Origin of the sequence: Pseudarthrobacter sp., from assembly GCF_036675385.1 — a bacterium.
In the GTDB taxonomy this organism is placed as follows: Bacteria; Actinomycetota; Actinomycetes; order Actinomycetales; family Micrococcaceae; genus Arthrobacter.
Window position 1 is genome coordinate 35,714 of the sequence record NZ_JAKFFD010000164.1, and the last position, 21,165, is coordinate 56,878.

Below are 21,165 nucleotides of genomic sequence, written 5' to 3' on the forward strand. Positions count from 1 at the left end.
GATGCCGGACCAAGGGAAAGCAACAGTCTCCCCAGCCTCTTCCGCCGCGGTTTCCCAAGGGGCCGCCCCGCAGCTGAGCATGCCGCCCGCGCCTGCCTTTGGCCGGCGGTCCATCGGGGATGTCCTCACCAGCGCGGCGGCCAGCCTCGGGGTAGAAGGTTTCACGAACTCCCTGGGCCTTCCGCCGGCGTCGCGCGTCTGCGTGGTCCTGGCCGACGGCCTGGGCCGGAACCTGCTCAAACAGAAGTCCGCCCACACGCCCTTCCTGCGCTCCGTGATGCAGTCCGGGCAGGGGGAAGTTCCCGTCTGGCTGGACTCCACGTTCCCCTCAACCACGGCCGCTGCCCTGGCCAGCTTCGGCACGGGACTCCCGCCCGGCCAGCACGGAATGGTGGGCTATGACGTCCTGGACCCGGACCAGGACAAAGTCGTCAACATGCTCGGCAACTGGGATGCCAAGGTGGACCCCACTGAGTGGCAGCCGTTTCCTACCGTCCTCGAACGGGCTGCCGATTCAGTTAATGTGACCACGGTCAGCCTGCCGCAGTTCGGCAACTCGCCCATGACGCAGGCGGCCCTCCGCGGCGGGAATTTCGTCTCAGCCGTGACGGCCCACGCGCGCACAGAAGCCGCCGCCGAAGCCATGGACACAGCCGGGAAGTCCCTGATGTACTTTTACGTCAACGAACTGGATAAGGCCGGCCACCGGCACGGTTGCCAGTCCGAACAGTGGGAACACCAGCTCGAAGAGCTTGACGCAACCGTCAAACGGCTTCACGCCTCGCTCCCGGCCGGGACCACCGTCCTGCTCACTGCGGACCACGGGATGCTCGACGTCCCGGAACAGCAGCGGATCGACTTCGCCGCGGACGCGTCGCTTGTTGACGGCGTGCGGCATACGGCGGGGGAGCCCCGGATGGTACATCTCTACCTTGAGGATCCGGCAGACGCCGCGGGCCGGGAGCGTTTGCTGGGCGCGTGGCGTGCCCGTTTCCGCGACAGGATCTGGGCCTTTACGCGGGAGGATGCCATCGCCGCCGGACTGTTCGGGGCACTGCGCCCGGCCGTCGGGCCCCGGATTGGCGACATCATGATTGCAGCGCGGGACGCGCTGGCCCTCTACGACACCCGCCGCGGACGCCCGGCCGCCATGGAGGTGGTGGGCCAGCACGGCTCGCTGACCAAAGCCGAACGCGAAGTACCGCTGCTGTGCTTTAAGGCCGAAGGCAAGCCACGGCGACGCTGAGGCGTCAGTCCCGCTTGGTCCCGAAGACGATCTCGTCCCAGCTGGGAACCGTGGACCGCTTCGGTTTTGCGGGCTGCCGTTCAGGCTGGTCCGCGTCATGGTCGTGGTGCTGGCCCGATCCTGCGTCGTCGGTGCCGGCGGCGTAGGCCGCCCGGCGCGGGCTGCCGCCGCCCAGCAGTTCGTCCAGGCCCACGTTCGGCGCGGGACGCCCCGGAGCTGTCTCGCCGGGGGCACCCTGCCCTGCGGGACGAAGCGGGGACGCCACAATGGTGACTTCCCTCGTGTCGGTACTGACGCCGTCGTGCAGTTTCAGGATGTCGTCATCCTCGGAGTCCCGGTGCGGCGGGATGAGGCTCAGCCGGGACAGCATTGACGGCCGCGCATCACGCTTGCGGGTGAGGGGATCGGCGGCCGCGGCAGGCGCGGCGTCATCCTGCGCGGTGGACTCGGCAGGTGCTGCCTCGCGCGTTTCGGGCTCCCGGTACTTCTGTTCCCTGGAATCCGGTTCATGGACCACCTCCGAGGGACGTGGATGGGCAGCGGGCACGCCGTGGGTCAGCAACAGCGCCAGGGCGTCGTCCGCGTCTTCGTCGACACCCAGACGCTGGCCGCGGCGTGAACGGAGCATATCCAGGAGACCGTCAGATTCCCTGGCCTGCGGGAGGGCCTGCGGGCCGGTCGAATTTCGGGCGGCCGCTGCTTCCGCGTCGGTTTCAAAATCAAACGGGCGGTCCGAGACGGCAGTGAGGCGGCGGGCCGGAACGGGGCCGTCCAGCGGTTCCAGCTCACTGAGTTGCTGGGCCCAGCGGTTGGCGTTCTGCAGCGACTTGCGGACCGGGCTGAACGTCCACCGCGCAGGCGGCTCTTCCCCGATGCCGGAGGTGCCGTCCTTTTTGGCTTCAAAACGGGCCACCACGGTCCAATTGCCGTCCTGGCGCCGCCACGAATCCCACTCCACGGTGGAAGGTTCAATCCCGTGGGCTGAGAGCCGGTGGTTGACCATGTCGTGGAGGGAAGCCGGGTGGTCGCCGAAAATGGAGCGGTAGGTGTCATGGCCGGGGGAGGGCGAAGCCACTTCCACCTTCCGTGCCTGTTGCGCTACATACTCCCGCTCGGCAAGGACCGGGCCCTCATACCGCTCGACCTTTGCGAGGGGAAGCCCGGAAAGCTCAGCCACCTCCGCTGCGGTGGCACCGCTGCGGATCCGAGACTGGATGTCCCGCGGGGACATGGCAATGGGCGCAGCCGCGGAAGCCGTCTTCGCCGAAGACCGGCTGGCCGTCCGCAGTGCTTCATCGATCGGCAGCTGGAACATCTCGCCGCCGGCACCGCTCAACAGGAGATGCTCCCCGTCGTCGTGTACGCCTACAAGCCGTAGATCCTGCATACAAATCCTCCACCCTGGCATTACTATCAATCGAAACTCTGCCACTCACCGGCACCCTTTTGGGTTAGGAGCAAGGGCGCGCCGCGATATTCCGGCACTTTCGGACGCCAGTGCGGTCAGCAGCGGGGGTTTGCGCAGTGCCAGCGGACCGCGCCGGCGCTGAAGTCTGGATTTTGCCGTCTGCATGCGGAAGGATGAGCCCACGCCGGGCACAAACCTGGAGTGTCCGGCGTTATCAAGGGTGTCACCCGCTGACCGGAAAGGAACGGAGTTAAGCCGCGATGGCCACCGACTACGATGCGCCGCGAAAATCCGAAGAAGACCTCACCGAGGATTCGCTGGAGGATCTGAAAACCCGGCGATCAGATAACCCGACGGCCGCGGTTGATGTGGACGAAAGCGACCTCGCCGCAGGCTACGAGCTTCCCGGGGCGGACCTGTCCGGCGAGGAGCTGCTGGTCCTGGTGGTGCCTCCACAAGCGGACGAGTTTACGTGTTCCTCGTGCTTCCTGGTCCGGCACCGTTCGCAGATTGCGCGGGAAAAGGACGGCCACTTCTATTGCAAGGAGTGCGAGGGCTGAACGGCTATTTGCCCTATTTCGCCTATTTCCCCTAGTTCCGCGAAAGCGCGGCAGTGAGTTCCTCGGGCCGCCTGGACGACGTCAGCCAATAGGGGGTCCGGTCAGACGGGTCCGTGATTTCGATCCGCACCACCGGGTCGATCCAGCCACGGATGCACAGGTAGGCGAGGCCGTTGAGCCGGGTCCCGCGTTGGGCCGTGGCGTCTTTGCCGTGGAACGCTGCCGCGTCGCCGACGAAACGGCGCTCAATGGTGGCGCGTCCTACCGTCAAGGCGTCACTGGTGACCAGGATCGTCGGAGTGGACAGCACGAGCAGGACAGCAATGATCGTGAACAGGACGCCGGCCGCCGTATAGCCCGCAACCATGCTGATCGGGGCGAAAACGAGGATCCCGGCACCGGAGATCCCCGCCGCGATGATCCAGATCCAGACGTTCGGCCACAGCCTCTCCCGGAAAACTGCCGGGGTGCCGGCAGAGGGGGCATCAGGGACGGGCGCGGTGGAGCTGGATTCGGGCATGCCACCAGCTTTCCACCTTTGGCTGGCTATTTCATCTTGGGTTCATCCGGTCTTGGCCTGCGGCGTCCCGTTGAATCTAGGACGGAACGGCGGCTGGGCGTTAGAGTGAGTGACTGTGACTGACGAACTTGCCACTGTTGAAACCGTTCCTGACGATGAGCTGGCCGGCTCTGCACCGGATGCAGCCGCAGCCTACGGGGCCCCGACGCTGCAGGTGCAGCTGAAAATGCTCGACGCCGGGCTGGAGGCACCTTCCTATGCCCACCCCGGCGACGCGGGAGCTGACCTGCGGACCCGGGAAGATGTGGTCCTGGCACCGGGGGAGCGGAAGCTGGTGGCTACCGGTGTTTCCATCGCGCTGCCGGACGGGTTTGTAGCCCTGATCCACCCTCGCTCCGGCCTGGCCACGAAGCATGGGCTGACTATCGTCAATGCGCCCGGCACTGTGGATGCCGGTTATCGCGGGGAAATTTCCGTGACCCTCCTCAACACCGATTCCAGGAACGCCATAGAGCTGCGGCGCGGCGATAGAATTGCACAGATGGTGATCCAGCGGGTGGAATATGCGCAGTTTGTCCCCGTCAACGAATTGAGCGAATCGGTGCGGGGAGCCGGCGGATTCGGATCCACCGGCGGCTTCACCTCGCCAAACGCCTGACACAGCCGACGGCGGCAACCAGAGTTGGTTGCCCGCGGCAGCAAGACTTCCGACGGTACCCACCGGGCCCGGCGAGTCACTTTCACAACTAAGGAGACAATCCCCATGGTTTTTGGGCTCGGCAGGAAATCAAAGAAGGATCAGCCGGCCGACCCGGACGAATCCCAGGCCTCAGTGGAATCAACGGATTCCGCTGACACGGCCTCGGCGGACGCCGGGCGTCGGGCTTCGGGCCCCTTTGATGTTTCCGAGGTCTCCAGCCGCGAGGGATATGTTGACCTCGGTGCGCTGCTGATTTCCCCGAGCGAGGGGCTCCAGCTCCGGCTCGAAGTTGAGGAAGCCACCCAGCGCGTGGTCGCTGTGACCATGGACCTGAACGGCTCCAGCCTTCAGCTGCAGGCGTTTGCTGCTCCCAAGACCGAGGGGCTGTGGGACGAGATCCGCGAACAGATCGGTCAGTCGGTGGGAAGCCAGGGCGGGCAGGTTGAGGAAGTCCAGGGTGGCTTCGGAACCGAACTGATCGCCAAACTGCCCGCCGGTGCACAGGACGGCAGCCAGGGCTACCGGGTGGCGCGCTTCATAGGCATCGACGGGCCGCGGTGGTTCCTGCGCGGCGTCCTGGGCGGCGCGGCAGCGATGGAGCGCGAGGCTGCGGCACCGCTTGAGTCCCTTTTCCGCAAGATTGTGGTCATCCGGGGCGACAGTCCCATGCCGCCCCGGGACCTGCTTCAGCTGCGGCTGCCCAAGGATGCCAGCGTCACCCCGCCGCCTGGTGCCCCCGAATTCAATGCCCCCGAGTTCAAGGGCCCCGAACGTGGTCCGGAAACCACCCAGATTGGGTGATTCCCGCCAAGGTCCCCCGGAACCCTCCCCGGACGCGGGGATGCCGGTCAGCCGGCTGCCGGAACGGGGGAGGGTAGTGTGCCAGGGGCACATCGAGTCGGTCACCTACATGCCTGCGGACCGGAACGCGGCATTCACCGCCATTGTCTCGGACCCCGACATTCGCGAGACGGGCGCCAAACCGGCACAGGGAACGGGTGGCCGCCTGCGTGTGGTCTGGCTGGGGCGGCGCCGGGTGCCGGGCATCGAGGCCGGGACCGTAGTCCGCCTTGAGGGCATGCTGTCCCAAAGCCAAGGCCTGCCCACCATGTTCAATCCGCGCTATGAAATACTTTCCCGCCAGGAGAACGAATGACCTCGCCCCCGCAGCCCGAGCCGTCGAAACAGCCCGAGCCGTCCGCGGTGAAGGGGCTTGCTGAGGGCTATGCAGCCAAAGCCGGCCTGCACCGCACCCATGACGGCCGGATTGATGTCCTCAAGAGCGCCGGAGGAATCCAGGGCATCGCCGAGAGCATTGTGCCCGGCCTGGTCTTCCTGATCGCGTTTACCATCACGCGGGACCTGACGCCGTCGTTGGTGGCCGCGCTGGCCTCCGCCGCGGTGTTTACGGTGGTCCGCCTCGTCCAGCGGCGCCCGCTGACCCAGGCCCTCGCCGGTGTGGTGGGGGTGGGAATCTCGGCCTGGCTCGCCAACACCACGGGCAAGGCCGAGGACTTCTACCTGCCGGGCTTCTTCACGAACACCGCCTACATCCTCGCCATGGTGATCTCCATCGCGATCAAGTGGCCGGTGGCCGGCCTGCTGTTCGGGATCATCCGCAACGAAGGGCTGGACTGGCGCAAGGATCCCGCGCGGCTTAAGGCTTACCGCCTGGGCACGTGGATCATCGTGGCTGTCCTGGTACTTCGGTTGATCGTTCAGGTTCCCCTGTACCTGATGGGCGCGGACGGACTCGCCGCCCTGGCCACGACCCGCCTCATCATGGGGGCGCCGCTCTATATCCTCGGCGTCTGGATCGCGTGGCTTGTCACCCGGCCGGTACCGGCGGACGCCGACGCCCCGACGCCGGATCAGCCGCCGAAGCCGTCGTCCTCCGGCGCCTGAGTTTCGGCAGGCTGCACGCCTTCGCGCTCAGGGGAGGCCTCCTCCGGCTCCTCCGCTGATTCGGGCGACAGCAGCGCACGCAACTGATCCTCGGCCGCGATAGTGGTGACGAAAAACAACTCGTCCCCGCCATCAATGACGTCATCCCGGCTGGGAGTGATGGGTGCGTGGTCCCGGAGGATTGCCACCAGCGTGGCGTCCTCGGGCCACTGGATGTCGCCCACCGTAAGGCCAATGACGTGGGAATCGTGCGGCACCGTGAACTCCACCAGCGAAGCGACGCCGGTCTGCAGCGTCAGGAGCCGGACCAGGTCACCGATCTCCACCGCTTCCTCCACAAGCGCGGTCATCAGCTGGGGGGTGTTGACGGCAACGTCCACGCCCCAGGAGTCGTTGAACATCCAGTCGTTCTTGGGGTTGTTGACCCGGCCCACGGTGCGGCCCACGCCGAATTCGGTCTTGGCCAGGAGTGAGACCACGAGGTTCACCTTGTCGTCGCCCGTGGCTGAAACAACGACGTCGGCGTCCTCCACTTTCGCTCCCTGCAGGGTGCTGAGCTCGCAGGCGTCGCCCACGAGCCAGTGCGCGCCGCGCAGCCCGCTGCGTCCGATGACCTCAGGCTTGAGGTCGATCAGCAGGATTTCGTGCTTGTGGGCCAGCAGTTCCCTGGCGATCGATGACCCGACGCTGCCGGCGCCGACAATAACAACTTTCACTACAACTCCTTGGCGGGTGCTTTGGCCAGAATCTGGGCGACCTGGGAACTGCGGTCCACCGGCAGCATGGCGTGGACTGTGTCGCCGTCCTGGTACGAAGTCCCGGTTTCCGGAAGCATGCCCTCGCCGAACCTGGTGAGGTATGCCACCCGGATGTCGGCAGCTTTTTCGACCTCGCTGATCCGGTGGCCGATCCAGCCGGCGTCGAGGTCCACCTCGGCGAGGACCAGCCGGCCGGAAGGCTCGCGGAAATCACCGGCGAGATGCTGTTCGGGCAGGATGCGGCGCAAGACCTGGTCTGCGCTCCACCGGACGGCGGCCACGGTGGGGATGCCGAGCCGTTGATAGATTTCTGCCCGGCCGGGATCGTAGATCCTGGCCACAACGTGGGGGACGTGGAAGGTCTCGCGCGCCACGCGGGTGGCCAGGATGTTGGAGTTGTCACCGCTGGAAACGGCCGCGAAGGCGTACGCCTCTGCCACGCCGGCCTGCTGGAGCGTGTCCCGGTCGAAGCCCACACCGGTGACTTTCCGGCCCGTGAAGCCCTGCCGAAGCCGGCGGAATGCGCGGTCGTCCTGGTCGATGATGGCGACGGAATGACCTGCGTCCTCCAGCGTGTGCGCCAGGGTGGCCCCTACCCGGCCACATCCCATGATCACGAAATGCGCCACCGTATCTCCCTCAACTTCCGTAAGCCTGTTGCTGCTGCTAGAACTCTACCGGCAGCGCGCGTGCTGCATCCGCCCGGACGCCGTCATGACATGGGCGGGGAATCAGACTAGCTTTGTGGAGTGCTGACTATATTGAATGCCGTGAAACGGGTGCTGGTGGGCAGGCCCTTCAGGAATGACAGGCTCGCCCATACCTTGCTCCCCAAACGGATAGCACTTCCGGTTTTCGCTTCCGACGCACTGTCCTCGGTGGCCTATGCCCCCGATGAAATCCTGCTCACCCTGGCCCTGGCCGGCGTGAGTGCGGTGGCCTTTTCGCCGTGGGTGGGCCTGGCCGTCATGGTGGTCCTCCTGACTGTGGTGGCGTCCTACCGGCAGAACGTGCACGCCTACCCTTCCGGCGGCGGGGACTACGAGATCGCCAACGAAAACCTGGGCAAGTTTTCCGGGCTGACTGTGGCCTCGGCGCTCCTGGTGGACTACGTCCTGACGGTGGCCGTCTCGATGTCCTCGGCGGCCACCTACCTCACCACGGCGGTGCCGTCCCTGCACGGGCAACAGGCCCTGTTCGCCACCATCGGCGTCGTGATCCTTGCCCTCGTTAACCTCCGCGGCATCAAGGAAGCCGGCAGCGTTTTCGCCGTCCCCACGTACATTTTTATGGCGGCGATCCTCGGCATGACGGCGGTGGGCGTCTTCCAGGCCGCGACAGGCCAGCTGGGCGAAGCATCGTCGGCGGCCTTCGAGATTGTCCCGGCTCCCGGTTTCGACGAAGGGCTGGTGGGCCTGGCCGGCGCCTTCCTCCTGCTCCGGGCGTTCTCCTCCGGCGCCGCCGCGCTGACCGGCATTGAGGCCATCAGCAACGGTGTGCCGAACTTCCAGAAACCGAAGAGCAAAAACGCAGCCACCACGCTGTTGCTGCTCGGCGTCATCGCCTCGTCCATGCTGGCCGGCATCATCTTTCTGGCCAACGCCACGAAGGTGCACATCGTGCTGGATCCGGCGACGGAATTCCTGATGAACGGCCTGCCGCTGCCGGAGGATTACATCCAGAGTCCTGCCATCAGCCAGATCGCCCAGACCATCTTCGGCCCGGGATCAATCCTGTTCTTCATCGTGGTCGCCGCCACCGGAGTGATCCTGGTGTTCGCCTCGAACACCGCGTTCAACGGGTTCCCGGTACTTGGCTCCATCCTCGCCCAGGACGGCTACCTGCCGCGCCAGCTGCGGACCAGGGGAGACCGCCTGGCGTTCAGCAACGGTGTCCTTGCCCTGGCCGCCGGAGCGCTGGTGCTGATCCTCGCGTTCAACGGCGACGTCACCAAACTGATCCAGCTCTACATCGTGGGCGTCTTTATTTCCTTTACGCTCAGCCAGCTGGGCATGATCCGGCATTGGGGGAGGCACCTCAAGCTCGCCAAGGACAAAGCCACCCGGCGCCGGATGGTGAAGTCCCGCACCATCAACAGCATCGGGTTCGGCATGACGTCCCTGGTGCTGGTGATCGTGCTGATCACCAAGTTCCAGCAAGGCGCGTGGATCGCGCTGCTGGCCATGTTTATCCTGTTCCTGATCATGTGGAGCATCCGGGCACACTATGACAACGTGGCCAAGGAACTTGCCGTGGACGAGGACTCCTCGCCGCGGGCCCTGCCATCCAGGGTCCACGCGGTACTGTTGGTGTCCCACGTGCGCAAACCGGTGTTGCGTGCCCTGGCCTATGCCCGGGCGTCGAGGCCGTCGCGGCTGGACGCCATCACGGTGGACATTAACGCAGAAGAAACCGCGCACACGGTTGCCGACTGGGAAAAGCTGGAGATCCCCGTGCCGCTGACCGTCCTCGCCAGCCCGTACCGGGAAACCATCACGCCCATTATGGAATACGTCAAGAACATGCGCCGTGATTCCCCCCGCGACCTGATCGTGGTCTACATTCCCGAATACGTGGTCGGCAAATGGTGGGAACAGCTGGTTCACAACCAGACGGCGCTGCGTATCAAAACCCGGCTGCATTTCGAACCTGGCGTGATGGTGGCCAGTGTCCCGTGGCAGTTGAAATCGTCCGAAGAAGCCAAAAAAATGCAGGATATCCGATGAACCCCCAGACCCAGAGCCGCCCCGCAACTGCCACGGCAGCCCCCACCGAACTGGTGCTCGACGTCGGCCCGGTGGCCCACGGCGGCCACTGCGTGGCCCGGCACGAGGGCAGGGTGATCTTTGTCCGGCACGGCATCCCCGGCGAAAAGGTACGCGTCCGCCTCACCGACGCGGGGGAGTCCGCCAAGTTCTGGCGCGCCGACGTTGTGGAGGTGCTGGAAGCCTCCCCGGACCGGATGGAGCACTTCTGGCGTCCGGCGGACTCCCTCCGAGCCTGGGCCCATGGGCATCCGCCGGTGGGCGGGGCCGAATTCGGCCACATCTCGCTGGCCCGACAGCGCACGCTCAAGTCGGCGGTACTGGCCGAACAGCTTCAGCGGCTCGCCGCCGTCGAACGCCTGCCCGAAGGGCTGGACCTCGGAAACCTCGTGGAGGCTGTGGAGGCGGGCGGGCCGGATTCCGGCCAGGAGACTGAGCCAACGTACGACGCCGGCACTGGCCTGGGGTGGCGGACGCGCGCCAGCTTCTCGGTGACTCCGGGCGGCAGACTTGGCATGCACGCGCACCGTTCCGACCACATCATTGCCGTCCGGGAGATGCCGCTCGCAACGGAGCGCATCAACCGGCTGCGCTTGTGGGACCTCGACCTGACCGGCATCGAACGCGTAGAGGTGGCAGCGCCGTCGAACGGTTCACGCCCACTGGTGCTGCTGGCTCCAGCACCCGGCACCAAGCCCAAGCGGCTTAGTGCCATCGCGGCCCAGCTTCCGGACGATGTTTCCGTGGCCACGTTCGACCCCCTCACAGGGGAAGTCGCGCAGCTGCGTGGCCGGACATGGGTCCAGGAGTCGGCAGCCGGCCACGACTACAGGGTTACGGGCGCCGGTTTCTGGCAGATCCACCGCGACGCGCCCGGGACGCTTGTGGGGGCCATCACAGATTTCCTTCACAATGGCGGATTCCTGGCGCCGGGTTCCGTGGTGGCCGACCTCTATGCCGGGGCCGGGCTGTTCACTGCTCCCCTGGCTGACGCGGTGGGGGAGACCGGGTCCGTTCTCTCGGTGGAAGGTGCGCCGGGAACCAGCCGGGATGCCCGCAAGAACCTTCACGGTGCTCCGCAGGTGGAGATCGAACACGGCCGGGTGGAACGAGTCCTCCGCCAAAAGCCGCGGAATTTCGATGCCATTGTGCTGGACCCGCCCCGGGCGGGTGCCGGGAAGCCCGTGGTCAGCCAGCTGATCGCTGCCGGGCCCCGCGCCATCGCCTACGTCTCCTGCGACCCGGCATCATTTGCCCGGGATGTGGGGTACTTCCAGCAGGCTGGCTGGTCCCTGGCGGGCTTGCGGGCCTTCGATCTCTATCCTCACACCCACCACCTGGAGACGGTAGCGCTGCTGACGCCGGGTCCGTGATGCTACTAGGATGGCGGTAGTAATCCCACGTCGCGCCCCGTATTCACGGCTGACCTCCTGCAATTTGTGTGGCCAGCACTAATTAGGCCTGCCTAACTAGCAAGCGGTCTACCGCGCGACAAAGATGAAACTGTTGCGAGAGGAGTCCTGCGATGAGCACTGTGGACAGCTTCGGTTCAAAAGGCAAACTTAATGTAGCCGGAACCGAATACGAAATTTTCCGGTTGAACTCCGTTGAAGGTGCAGAAAACCTTCCGTTCAGCCTCAAGGTATTGCTTGAAAACCTGTTGAGGACCGAGGACGGCGCGAACATCACGGCCGATCACGTGCGTGCCTTGGCCGGCTGGGATCCTAATGCCCAGCCCGATACAGAAATCCAGTTCACGCCTGCCCGCGTGATCATGCAGGACTTCACCGGCGTCCCCTGCGTGGTGGACCTGGCGACAATGCGTGAAGCGGTCAAGGAACTCGGCGGTGACCCCAAGCGGGTCAACCCCCTCGCTCCTGCGGAAATGGTCATTGACCACTCCGTGCAGATCGACGCTTTCGGCAACTCCGGCGCACTGGAGCGCAACATGGAGATCGAATACCAGCGCAACGGCGAGCGTTACCAGTTCCTGCGCTGGGGCCAGACCGCATTCGATGACTTCAAGGTTGTTCCCCCGGGAACCGGCATTGTGCACCAGGTCAACATCGAATACCTGGCCCGCACCGTCATGACCCGCGAAATCGACGGCGTTCTCCGGGCCTACCCGGACACCTGCGTCGGCACCGACTCGCACACCACCATGGTCAACGGCCTGGGTGTCCTGGGCTGGGGCGTTGGCGGCATCGAAGCCGAAGCGGCCATGCTGGGACAGCCTGTCTCGATGCTCATCCCGCGTGTTGTTGGCTTCAAGCTGACCGGGTCCATTCCGGCCGGCGCCACCGCCACGGACGTGGTGCTGACCATCACCGAGCAGCTGCGCAAGCACGGTGTTGTGGGCAAGTTCGTGGAATTCTACGGCGAAGGTGTTGCGGCAGTGCCGCTGGCCAACCGAGCCACCATCGGCAACATGAGCCCGGAATTCGGTTCAACCGCCGCAATGTTCCCCATCGACGACGTCACATTGGACTACCTGCGCCTCACCGGCCGCTCGGACGAAAATGTGGCACTCGTGGAGTCCTACGCCAAGGAACAGGGCCTCTGGCACGATGCAACACGTGAGATCAAGTTCTCCGAGTACCTTGAGCTGGACCTGTCCACCGTTGTTCCCTCCATCTCCGGCCCCAAGCGTCCCCAGGACCGCATTGAGCTGACGGATGCCAAGGAACAGTTCCGCAAGGACATCCACAACTACGTCGCCATCGAAGACGGCAGCGTGGACGAGTCCCTGGACGAGTCCTTCCCCGCATCGGATGCGCCGTCGTTCACGCACGCCGACTCGCACACCACCGAGACCAGCCGTGTTGTGTCCGCAGCGAATGGCGCCCACGGGCGTCCGACCAACCCGGTGCACATCAAGACTGAAGACGGCCGCGAGTTCGAACTGGACCACGGAGCGGTGTCCATCGCCTCGATCACGTCCTGCACTAACACGTCCAACCCCTCGGTGATGCTGGCCGCAGCCCTGCTGGCCCGCAACGCCGTCGACAAGGGCCTGACCTCGAAGCCGTGGGTCAAGACCTCCGTGGCTCCCGGGTCCAAGGTTGTCACCGACTACTACAACAAGTCGGGCCTGACGCCGTACCTGGAGAAGCTCGGCTTCTACATCGTGGGTTACGGCTGCGCCACCTGCATCGGCAACTCCGGACCGCTGGACGCCGAAATCTCCGAGGCCATCCAGGCCAACGACCTTTCCGTCACCGCGGTGCTCTCCGGTAACCGCAACTTCGAGGGCCGGATCAACCCGGACGTGAAGATGAACTACCTGGCCTCCCCGCCGCTGGTCATTGCCTACGCCCTGGCCGGTTCCATGGACTTCGACTTCGACACCGATTCCCTGGGCAAGGACGAAGCCGGCAACGACGTCTTCCTGAAGGACATCTGGCCCAACCCGGTTGAGGTCCAGCAGGTCATCGACTCCTCCATCGACAAGGACATGTTCGCCCGCGGCTACGAGGGCGTCTTCGACGGCGACGCACGCTGGAAGGCGCTCGACACGCCGGCCGGTGACACCTTCGCCTGGGACCCGAACTCCACCTACGTCCGGAAGCCCCCGTACTTCGACGGCATCAAGGCTCAGCCGGAACCCGTCCAGGACATCTCCGGCGCACGCGTGCTGCTGAAGCTGGGCGATTCGGTCACCACCGACCACATCTCCCCGGCCGGTTCCTTCAAGTCGGACACCCCCGCCGGCCAGTACCTTCTGGCCAACGGTGTGGAGCGCAAGGACTTCAACTCCTACGGCTCACGCCGTGGCAACCACGAAGTCATGATCCGCGGCACGTTCGCGAACATCCGCATCAAGAACCAGATCCTGGACGGCGTCGAAGGTGGCTTCACCCGCGACTTCACCCAGGCTGACGGCCCGCAGGCATATGTCTACGACGCCGCGCAGAACTACCAGGCAGCCGGCACTCCGCTGGTGGTCCTGGCGGGCAAGGAATACGGTTCCGGATCCTCGCGTGACTGGGCAGCGAAGGGCACCGCCCTGCTGGGCGTCAAGGCCGTCGTCGCTGAGAGCTACGAACGCATCCACCGCTCCAACCTGATCGGCATGGGCGTCCTGCCCCTGCAGTTCCCGGCTGGAGAATCCGCAGCCACCCTGGGGCTGACCGGCACGGAAACCTTCGCGGTTGAGGGCGTCACCGCCCTGAACGAAGGCACCACGCCCAAGACCCTCAAGGTCACCGCCACCGCAGAAGACGGCTCCGCCAAGTCCTTCGATGCAGTACTCCGCATCGATACTCCGGGCGAAGCCGACTATTACCGTAACGGCGGCATCCTGCAGTACGTCCTGCGCCAGATCTCGGCCAACTAGCCGGAATCTGAACCCACGCAGTACTCTTTCGAAGCCCCGGCCGGTCACCGACCAGCCGGGGCTTCGGCTTTGCATTTTCCGCGAGGCGTTAGAGTTAACAGGCACGTCTACCACCCGAAGGAGGGGTCATTGGGAATCTTGGACACCATCCGGAATCCGCAGGACCTGAACCAGCTGTCTCAAAGGCAGCTCGAAGAGCTGGCCGCTGAGGTCAGGAGTTTCCTGATCACCAACGTCTCCCAGACAGGTGGACACCTCGGACCGAACCTCGGCGTTGTGGAACTGACCCTGGCCGTGCACCGCATCTTCGATTCGCCCCGGGACAGCATTGTGTTCGACACGGGCCACCAGTCCTATGTGCACAAGCTCCTCACCGGCCGCCAGGACTTCAGTACGCTGCGCCAGCAGGGCGGCATGTCCGGCTACCCGTCCCGCGCCGAGTCCGAGCATGACATTGTGGAAAGCTCGCATGCTTCCTCCTCCCTCTCCTGGGCGGACGGCATATCCCGTGCCAGGCAGCTCACCGGCGAGTCGGAGCGCTACACCGTCGCCGTCGTCGGAGACGGGGCGCTGACCGGCGGCATGGCCTGGGAAGCCATCAACAACATTGCGGCCGACAAGCGCCGCCGCGTGGTGATCGTCGTCAACGACAACGGCCGCTCCTATGCCCCCACGGTGGGCGGCTTCGCGGACTACCTCGCCTCACTGCGCCCCACCATCGACTCGTTCCGCGCCGCCCCTGCCTATGAGGGCACCCTGGACTGGTGGAAGAAGAAGCTCCAGAACGGCGGCCCCGTAGGCCAGTTCACCTACAAGAGCCTGCATGCCATGAAAAAGGGCATCAAGGACTGGTGGGCGCCGCAGGGCATGTTCGAAGACCTCGGTATGAAGTACATCGGCCCGGTTGACGGCCACAACCTGCAGGCCATGGAGCACGCACTGTCCACGGCCAGGAACTACGCAGGACCCGTGATTGTCCACGCCATGACCGAAAAGGGCCACGGCTACGCCCCGGCCCGGGCCCATGAAGCGGACCAGTTCCACGCCGTCGGCATTATCGATCCGGAGACCGGTGAGCCGACGGGAGTTTCCGGGGCACAGTCCTGGACGTCTGTTTTTGCTGACGAGATCGCGAAGATTTCCGACGAACGCCCCGACATCGTGGGCATCACCGGGGCCATGCTCATTCCCGTGGGCCTGCACAAGTTTGCGGCCAAGCACCCGGACCGCGTGATCGATGTCGGCATTGCCGAGCAGCATGCGCTGACGTCCGCCGCCGGCATGGCTTTCGGCGGGCTCCACCCCGTGGTGGCCGTGTATGCCACCTTCCTGAACCGTGCCTTTGACCAGCTCCTGATGGACGTGGCATTGCACAAGGCCGGCGTCACCATAGTCCTGGACCGGGCCGGCGTCACCGGCCCGGACGGGGCCAGCCATCACGGCATGTGGGACATGGCAATGGTCCAGATCGTTCCCGGACTCCACCTCGCCGCGCCGCGCGACGCCTCCCGGCTGCGGGAAGAGCTGCGCGAGGCCGTGGCCATCAGCGACGCCCCCACCGTGGTGCGCTTCTCCAAGGGCACCGTGGGCTCCGAAGTGGAAGCCATCGAACGCCTGGCCGACGGTGTTGACGTGCTGGCCCGCCGGCCGGCCGGCTCCACCGAAAACGACGTCCTGATCGTCAGTGTCGGAGCCATGTCCGAACTGGCCCTGGACGTGTCCAACCGCCTGGGCGCCCAAGGCATCAGCACCACCGTGGTGGACCCGCGCTGGGTGCTGCCCGTGCGGCGTTCCATCATCGCGCTGGCCTCGCACCACCGGCTGGTCATCTGCATCGAGGATGGTGTCAGGGCAGGCGGCGTCGGATCGCGGATCCGGCAGGAAATGCGCGCCGCCGGCGTGGACACCGCCCTGAACGAGGTGGGGCTCCCTGCTGAGTTCCTGGACCACGGCACGCGCAGCCAGGTGCTGGAGCGCGTCGGGCTGACGGCCCAGCAGATCACGCACGACGTCGTCGCCCAGGTTCTGGGCACAAAAGTCCCCTTCGCGCGCCCCCTGCCAGGCCACGAGCACCCCACCACCGGCAGCCTGCCGATCCTGTGAGGGAAGAAGACGCACTGAAGTATCCGGCCGCCGTCGGGGATTCAGGCCCGGCGAGGCACACCAGCACCACCCGCGTTCCCGCGGGACTGCAGCCAGGCCAGCTGGTGGTGGCCCGGAACCGGAAATGGAACGGGCAAGCCCACTGGGTGGTCCCGGGGCGGTACCTCGGCGAGGACCGGCACGGCTGGTGGATCTTCCAGGGAACCAACGAATTCTGTTCGCGCCCGGGCGCTGCCTTTTACACAGCATCCGACGCGGTGCTGCTGGTGCCGCGGTCCGGAGACTGGGTGGCCACGTTCTACGACGACGCCCACCCCAGCGGCGTCAGGGTCTACATTGACCTCGCCGTCGCCCACGAGTGGACGGACATCCGCCCCGCCGTCACCGAGTTCCATGTGATCGACATGGACCTGGACGTGATCCGCATGGCCGGCCGGGGCGTCTTCATCGATGACCAGGACGAGTTCGCCGAGCACCGCGTCGCCATGAATTACCCGGACCTGCTGGTGGATGACATCCAAGCGGCCGCGGACGAGCTATATCAGGCCGTCAAGGCACAGCACGCACCATTCGACGGAACAGACGCCGAATGGTTCACGAAGGGACGGTCATGAGCGGGATCATCAGGGTCTACAAACGGGACGACGAGGGAGTACTGCACTTCCGTGAAGGCTGGTTCGACGAGGACTACAGCCAGTTCGTGATGAACTACGGCGTGGTTGGCCACCAGAGCAAAACCGAAGAGACCGATGTGGCTGACGCCGCAGCGGTGGAGGGCCTCATGGATGCCTTTGCCGTGCAGTGCGCCGAGGACGGCTTCGCCGAAATCCCCGACGAGGACCAGTTCTGGGTGGTGGCGCAGTTCGCCCTCAAAACCAAGGAGGGCACCGACCGTGACCGCTACCTTGAGGAAAAGGCGAAGGACGCCCTCATCAGCCACCTGGCCTGGCGCGGCCTGGGAACCGTGGAACGCTCGGAGTTCAGCGACTATAAACTGAACATCTTCTGCCTCTGCCCCGACGTGAACAAGGCTGTGAGCGCCATCAAGGTCTGCAGCCGTGGCGAAGACCTCGACTTCACCAAACTCAGCATCGGCGCCGCGCCCTTCAGCGAACCGGACAACTTCAGACTCAAGCACTCCCCGAAGCCTGCCAACACGTTCAGCCTCTAGTGGGGAAATCCATGCCTGACTACCGACGCCTGGGAAAGTCCGGGCTGACCGTCTCCGTGGTGGGGCTCGGGTGCAACAACCTGGGCCGCGCCAACACGGTGACCGAATCGCAGGCGGGGACTGACGCCGTCGTCCATGCTGCCCTCGACGCCGGGGTGACGCTTTTCGACGTCGCCGACAACTACGGGCGGGAGCCCGGGCTCAGCGAGACGATGCTGGGCAAGGCCCTGGCCGGCAAGCGGGACGATGCGGTGGTAGCCACCAAGTTCGGCATGGACGTCCGGGGTGCCAACGGCAACGACTTTGGGGCCCGGGGGTCCCGGCGTTACATTGTCCGTGCGGTGGAGGCCTCGCTGCGGCGGCTGGGCACGGACTGGATCGACCTTTACCAGTTCCACACGCCTGACCCACTGACCCCCATCGAGGAGACGCTGAGTGCCCTCGATGACCTTGTCTCCAGCGGCAAGGTCCGCTACATCGGACACTCCAACCGCGCCGGCTGGCAGATCGCCGAGGCGGAATTTGTGGCCCGGGCCGCCGGCGGCACCCGTTTCATTTCGACGCAGAACCACTACAACCTCCTGGACCGGCGGGCAGAACTCGAGGTCACGCCGGCGGCAGAAGCCTACGGCCTGGGTGTCCTGCCCTACTTCCCGCTGGCCAACGGCCTGCTGACGGGCAAGTATTCGCCGGGCTCGGCTCCGGCGGGGTCGCGGCTGAGCCATACGCGGACCAACATGGTGCGCGACGCCGACTGGGACCAGCTGCAGCGTTTCAGTTCCTTCGCGGCAGTCCGCGGCCTGACCGAGATCCAGGTGGCTTTCTCCTGGCTCGCGGCCCAGCCTGCCGTCAGCAGCGTGATCGCCGGCGCCACCCGGCCGGAGCAGATCCGCGAAAATGCGGCCGCTGTTGCCTGGGTGCCGTCGCCGTCGGAACTCGCCGAACTGGATGCGATCTTCCCGAAGGTCCCCAAAGCCGCACTCTTTTAGGAGACTCCGCCGATGACCAGACTGCTGCTGGACGTTGACACCGGGATCGACGACGCCTTGGCGCTGGCCTACCTGGCCTCGCTGCCCGACATGGAGTTTGTGGCCGTGACGGCGTCGCCCGGGAACATGGACGCACACCAGGTGGCGCGGAACACCCTCGCCATGCTGGAACTGTGCGGACGCACCGGGGTGGAGGTCGCCGTCGGCGCCCTGGCTCCACTGGGCATTCCGCTGGTGACGACGCCGGAAACCCATGGACCCCAGGGCATTGGCCACGCCGTCCTGCCGCCGCCGTCCGGGACGGTCTCGGCGCGGCACGCCGCCGACCTGTGGGTGGAGGCGGCCCGTGCACATCCTGGGGAACTCACGGCCCTGATCACGGCGCCGCTGACGAACTTCGCACTGGCCATCCGCCGCGAACCCCGGCTGCCCGAACTGCTGGGCAAGGTGGTGATCATGGGCGGCAGCTTCTACCACCAGGGGAACACCACTCCCACCGCCGAATGGAATACGCACGTTGATCCGCAGGCGGCTAAGGAAGTTTATGCGGCCTACCGCGGCCTGCCGGTGGACCGGCTGCCCATTGTCTGTTCACTGGACACCACTGAGCGGATCGAGCTGCGGCCGGAGCATGTGTTGCGGCTCGCGGAGGCGGCCGGCTGCAGTGAGCGGGAGCTGGTCCTGCCGAAGCAGCCTGAAGGGCTCAGGAGCACGGCCGACAGTCCGCTGGTGCGGCACCTGTCCGATGCCCTGCGCTTCTACTTTGAGTTTCACCGTCTCTACGGCCAGGGCTACCTGGCACACGTCCACGACTACTTCGCTGCCGGTGTGGCCGCCGGGACGCTCGATTACGCAACCCGCCTGGCCACCGTGGACGTCGAGGTTGACTCGCCCCTGCTGATGGGGACCACCGTGGCCGACTACCGGAACCTGTGGAATCACCCGCCAAATGCCCGGATCGTCTCGAACAACAACCCTGAGCAGGCCTTCGGGGAATTGATACGGTCCGTCGGCGGCCTCGCGGCGCGGCTGCGCTGAACGTTCGCCCTACAGCGGGGCGTTTTCAGGCAAGTCCACGTCCAGCGCGAGCAGGGCGTTCTCCACCACTTCCATGAGGGCCGGATGGATCCAGTACGGTCCCCGCGCGAGCTGGTGGACCGATACGTCGCCGGAGTGCTGCCCGACGCCGTCCGGACGGCAGGAATCGAAGTGGGCTCCCAGCCGCCAGCAGGGCTGGAAGTCGTGACCCGCAGTACCGCGACGGACAGCTACACGTTCCTGATCAACCACACGGACGCCGACGCCGAGTACCCCGCCACCGGGCGGGACCTCCTCGCCGGCGGGCACATCAGCGGCACCGCGGTCATTCCCGCCGGTACGGTGTGCGTCATCCACACCCGCGGCGAAGCCAGTTAACCCTACTTTCAAGCAACGCGGGGTCACTTCCTGCCCAATAACCTTCGTTTATCGGGCCGTAAGTGACCCCGCGTTGCCCTCCATGCCCATTCCACCGGAAAGTCGAGATGCGCCATGAACATCGCCACAGCTGAACACGTCGAAGTCCGGGTTGACAGTGCCTGCCAGATCGAGGAACGCCTCAACGCAGCCGTTCAGGACCTGCAGCCGCTCGCCGCCCGCGCACGGAACGGCATCCTCGTGACGCGGCTCAATCCCGGCCCGGATCTGCAGGGCAAGGGTGTCCCTGCCCGTCACCATGCCGGGAGTCCGGAACCGGTAGACTGATCCGCGAACCGGGCCGGCGCAGACGCCCCCGGCTGCCGCCGAGGTGACATAGGCGGCGTTCCGCACCGCCCGGGCCATCGGGCGCCACAGCCTGCATCCCAGAAGGAACGCCATGTCATCGCCCTCCCTCACCTTGCCGTCACCGGCCACTGCCCGGAACCGCCGCTTGCTGGAAGCCCTCGGAGCGTTGGCCATCGCCGGCACGTACATCTACCTGGTGTTGAACCAGCCCGCGGACATCACCGGCGGCCCCGGCAGCGCGTCGGCCCTGATCGCCCTGTCCGGCTTCCTCGTGGGGGCCGTGCTGCTGATAATCGGCGTACTGCCCACACTGCCGGTGTCCACGCTGGTGCTGATTCCGGTGGCACTGGTCCTGAATATTGTCCTGGGCCAGTTCGTGGGCAGCACCTTGGTGCCCTTCTACCTCGACGCCATCGGCACCGTCCTGATCGCCGTCCTGGCCGGACCCGCCGCCGGAGCAGCCACGGGCGCCCTCAGCAGCATTGTCTGGTCCTTCTTCAACCCCACCGTCCTGCCGTTCGCCGCCGGTGCCGCCCTGATCGGCTTCCTGGCCGGCGTCGCCGCACGCCACGGCCTGTTCCGGCGCTTCTACCTGGCACCGGTGGCGGGGTTCCTGGCCGGCATTATCGGCGGTGTGGTCTCCGCTCCCGTTGCTGCGTTCGTCTTCGGCGGCACCTCCGGCCTGGCCACCGGCGCCATCGTCAGCGCCTTCCGCTCCATGGGTGACACCCTCCTGGCGGCCATCACCAAGCAGGCACTCATCTCGGACCCCATGGACAAGGCCATCGTCTTCACGTTGGTGGCCGTCCTGGTGTATGCCCTGCCGCGCCGCACCCGCCTGCAGTTCCCGTTTGTCCGGCGGTACCGCGTGCTTGCAGGAACAGCCATCAGCCAGCCCATCGGCGAATCCACCGGCGAATCCACCGGCCAGGACGCCTGA

At 65.8% G+C, this 21,165-nt stretch carries 21 protein-coding genes; 17 read left to right on the plus strand and 4 right to left on the minus strand.

Annotation, left to right across the window (positions count from 1 at the left end):
• The first annotated feature begins 1 nt into the window (after position 1).
• Positions 2-1,246 (plus strand): alkaline phosphatase family protein, encoded by a 1,245-nt coding sequence (locus V6M49_RS13820; RefSeq protein ID WP_332761463.1) that lies wholly within the window; start codon positions 2-4, stop codon positions 1,244-1,246.
• Positions 1,247-1,250: 4 nt separating this feature from the next.
• On the opposite strand, the gene sepH is transcribed toward V6M49_RS13820, so the two are convergent.
• Positions 1,251-2,633 carry a septation protein SepH gene (gene sepH, locus V6M49_RS13825; protein ID WP_332761464.1) on the minus strand — a complete coding sequence of 461 codons (1,383 nt, stop codon included), beginning with the start codon at positions 2,631-2,633 and terminating at the stop codon, positions 1,251-1,253.
• A gap of 281 nt (positions 2,634-2,914) precedes the next feature.
• Here sepH and V6M49_RS13830 point away from each other — a divergent pair, with 281 nt between their 5' ends.
• Positions 2,915-3,214 (plus strand): DUF4193 domain-containing protein, encoded by a 300-nt coding sequence (locus tag V6M49_RS13830; RefSeq protein ID WP_056345352.1) that lies wholly within the window; start codon positions 2,915-2,917, stop codon positions 3,212-3,214.
• Between the two features lie 31 nt (positions 3,215-3,245).
• Here V6M49_RS13830 and V6M49_RS13835 read toward each other — a convergent pair whose 3' ends face one another.
• Complete coding sequence (locus tag V6M49_RS13835) at positions 3,246-3,734, minus strand: DUF3093 domain-containing protein (protein WP_332761465.1); 489 nt, start codon at positions 3,732-3,734, stop codon at positions 3,246-3,248.
• A gap of 115 nt (positions 3,735-3,849) precedes the next feature.
• Between V6M49_RS13835 and dut the strand changes: the two genes are divergently transcribed.
• The 4 genes from dut (at position 3,850) to V6M49_RS13855 (ending at position 6,339) form a co-directional block, all read left to right on the plus strand.
• Positions 3,850-4,392, plus strand: a complete 543-nt coding sequence (gene dut, locus V6M49_RS13840; RefSeq protein ID WP_332761466.1) for a dUTP diphosphatase — start codon at positions 3,850-3,852, stop codon at positions 4,390-4,392.
• A 105-nt stretch (positions 4,393-4,497) separates the two neighbouring features.
• Positions 4,498-5,235: a DUF3710 domain-containing protein gene (locus tag V6M49_RS13845; protein WP_332761467.1), complete on the plus strand. Its 738-nt coding sequence runs from the start codon at positions 4,498-4,500 to the stop codon at positions 5,233-5,235.
• 40 nt (positions 5,236-5,275) lie between these two features.
• The gene (locus V6M49_RS13850) at positions 5,276-5,590 is read left to right on the plus strand and encodes an OB-fold nucleic acid binding domain-containing protein (protein ID WP_058929327.1); all 315 of its coding nucleotides are present in this window, start codon (positions 5,276-5,278) and stop codon (positions 5,588-5,590) included.
• The gene (locus tag V6M49_RS13855; protein ID WP_332761470.1) at positions 5,587-6,339 is read left to right on the plus strand and encodes a DUF3159 domain-containing protein; all 753 of its coding nucleotides are present in this window, start codon (positions 5,587-5,589) and stop codon (positions 6,337-6,339) included. Before V6M49_RS13850 ends, V6M49_RS13855 begins: the two co-directional genes overlap by 4 nt.
• Here the strand turns inward: V6M49_RS13855 and V6M49_RS13860 are convergent.
• The gene (locus V6M49_RS13860; protein ID WP_332761472.1) at positions 6,306-7,055 is read right to left on the minus strand and encodes a potassium channel family protein; all 750 of its coding nucleotides are present in this window, start codon (positions 7,053-7,055) and stop codon (positions 6,306-6,308) included. The two genes, V6M49_RS13855 and V6M49_RS13860, sit on opposite strands and share 34 nt — an antisense overlap.
• Complete coding sequence (locus V6M49_RS13865; protein WP_056345371.1) at positions 7,055-7,726, minus strand: potassium channel family protein; 672 nt, start codon at positions 7,724-7,726, stop codon at positions 7,055-7,057. Before V6M49_RS13865 ends, V6M49_RS13860 begins: the two co-directional genes overlap by 1 nt.
• A gap of 120 nt (positions 7,727-7,846) precedes the next feature.
• Here V6M49_RS13865 and V6M49_RS13870 point away from each other — a divergent pair, with 120 nt between their 5' ends.
• The 11 genes from V6M49_RS13870 to V6M49_RS13920 all read left to right on the plus strand — a co-directional run bounded on the left by V6M49_RS13870 (position 7,847) and on the right by V6M49_RS13920 (position 21,165).
• A complete protein-coding gene (locus V6M49_RS13870) occupies positions 7,847-9,823 on the plus strand; it encodes an APC family permease (protein WP_141140152.1) in 1,977 nt (658 codons plus the stop codon).
• Positions 9,820-11,235, plus strand: a complete 1,416-nt coding sequence (locus tag V6M49_RS13875) for a class I SAM-dependent RNA methyltransferase (protein WP_332761477.1) — start codon at positions 9,820-9,822, stop codon at positions 11,233-11,235. Before V6M49_RS13870 ends, V6M49_RS13875 begins: the two co-directional genes overlap by 4 nt.
• A gap of 152 nt (positions 11,236-11,387) precedes the next feature.
• Positions 11,388-14,198 (plus strand): aconitate hydratase AcnA, encoded by a 2,811-nt coding sequence (gene acnA / locus V6M49_RS13880; RefSeq protein WP_332761479.1) that lies wholly within the window; start codon positions 11,388-11,390, stop codon positions 14,196-14,198.
• Between the two features lie 129 nt (positions 14,199-14,327).
• Positions 14,328-16,301: a 1-deoxy-D-xylulose-5-phosphate synthase gene (gene dxs, locus V6M49_RS13885; protein ID WP_141140155.1), complete on the plus strand. Its 1,974-nt coding sequence runs from the start codon at positions 14,328-14,330 to the stop codon at positions 16,299-16,301.
• Positions 16,298-16,915: a DUF402 domain-containing protein gene (locus V6M49_RS13890; RefSeq protein WP_141140156.1), complete on the plus strand. Its 618-nt coding sequence runs from the start codon at positions 16,298-16,300 to the stop codon at positions 16,913-16,915. Before dxs ends, V6M49_RS13890 begins: the two co-directional genes overlap by 4 nt.
• Positions 16,912-17,472, plus strand: a complete 561-nt coding sequence (locus V6M49_RS13895; RefSeq protein ID WP_332761482.1) for a hypothetical protein — start codon at positions 16,912-16,914, stop codon at positions 17,470-17,472. Before V6M49_RS13890 ends, V6M49_RS13895 begins: the two co-directional genes overlap by 4 nt.
• An 11-nt stretch (positions 17,473-17,483) precedes the next feature.
• Positions 17,484-18,461, plus strand: a complete 978-nt coding sequence (locus V6M49_RS13900; RefSeq protein WP_332761483.1) for an aldo/keto reductase — start codon at positions 17,484-17,486, stop codon at positions 18,459-18,461.
• Positions 18,462-18,473: 12 nt separating this feature from the next.
• The gene (locus V6M49_RS13905; RefSeq protein ID WP_141140159.1) at positions 18,474-19,499 is read left to right on the plus strand and encodes a nucleoside hydrolase; all 1,026 of its coding nucleotides are present in this window, start codon (positions 18,474-18,476) and stop codon (positions 19,497-19,499) included.
• Positions 19,500-19,583: 84 nt separating this feature from the next.
• Complete coding sequence (locus V6M49_RS13910; protein WP_332761486.1) at positions 19,584-19,877, plus strand: Beta-galactosidase C-terminal domain; 294 nt, start codon at positions 19,584-19,586, stop codon at positions 19,875-19,877.
• Between the two features lie 114 nt (positions 19,878-19,991).
• Positions 19,992-20,204: a hypothetical protein gene (locus V6M49_RS13915; protein ID WP_332761488.1), complete on the plus strand. Its 213-nt coding sequence runs from the start codon at positions 19,992-19,994 to the stop codon at positions 20,202-20,204.
• Between the two features lie 112 nt (positions 20,205-20,316).
• Positions 20,317-21,165 (plus strand): ECF transporter S component, encoded by an 849-nt coding sequence (locus V6M49_RS13920; protein ID WP_332761489.1) that lies wholly within the window; start codon positions 20,317-20,319, stop codon positions 21,163-21,165.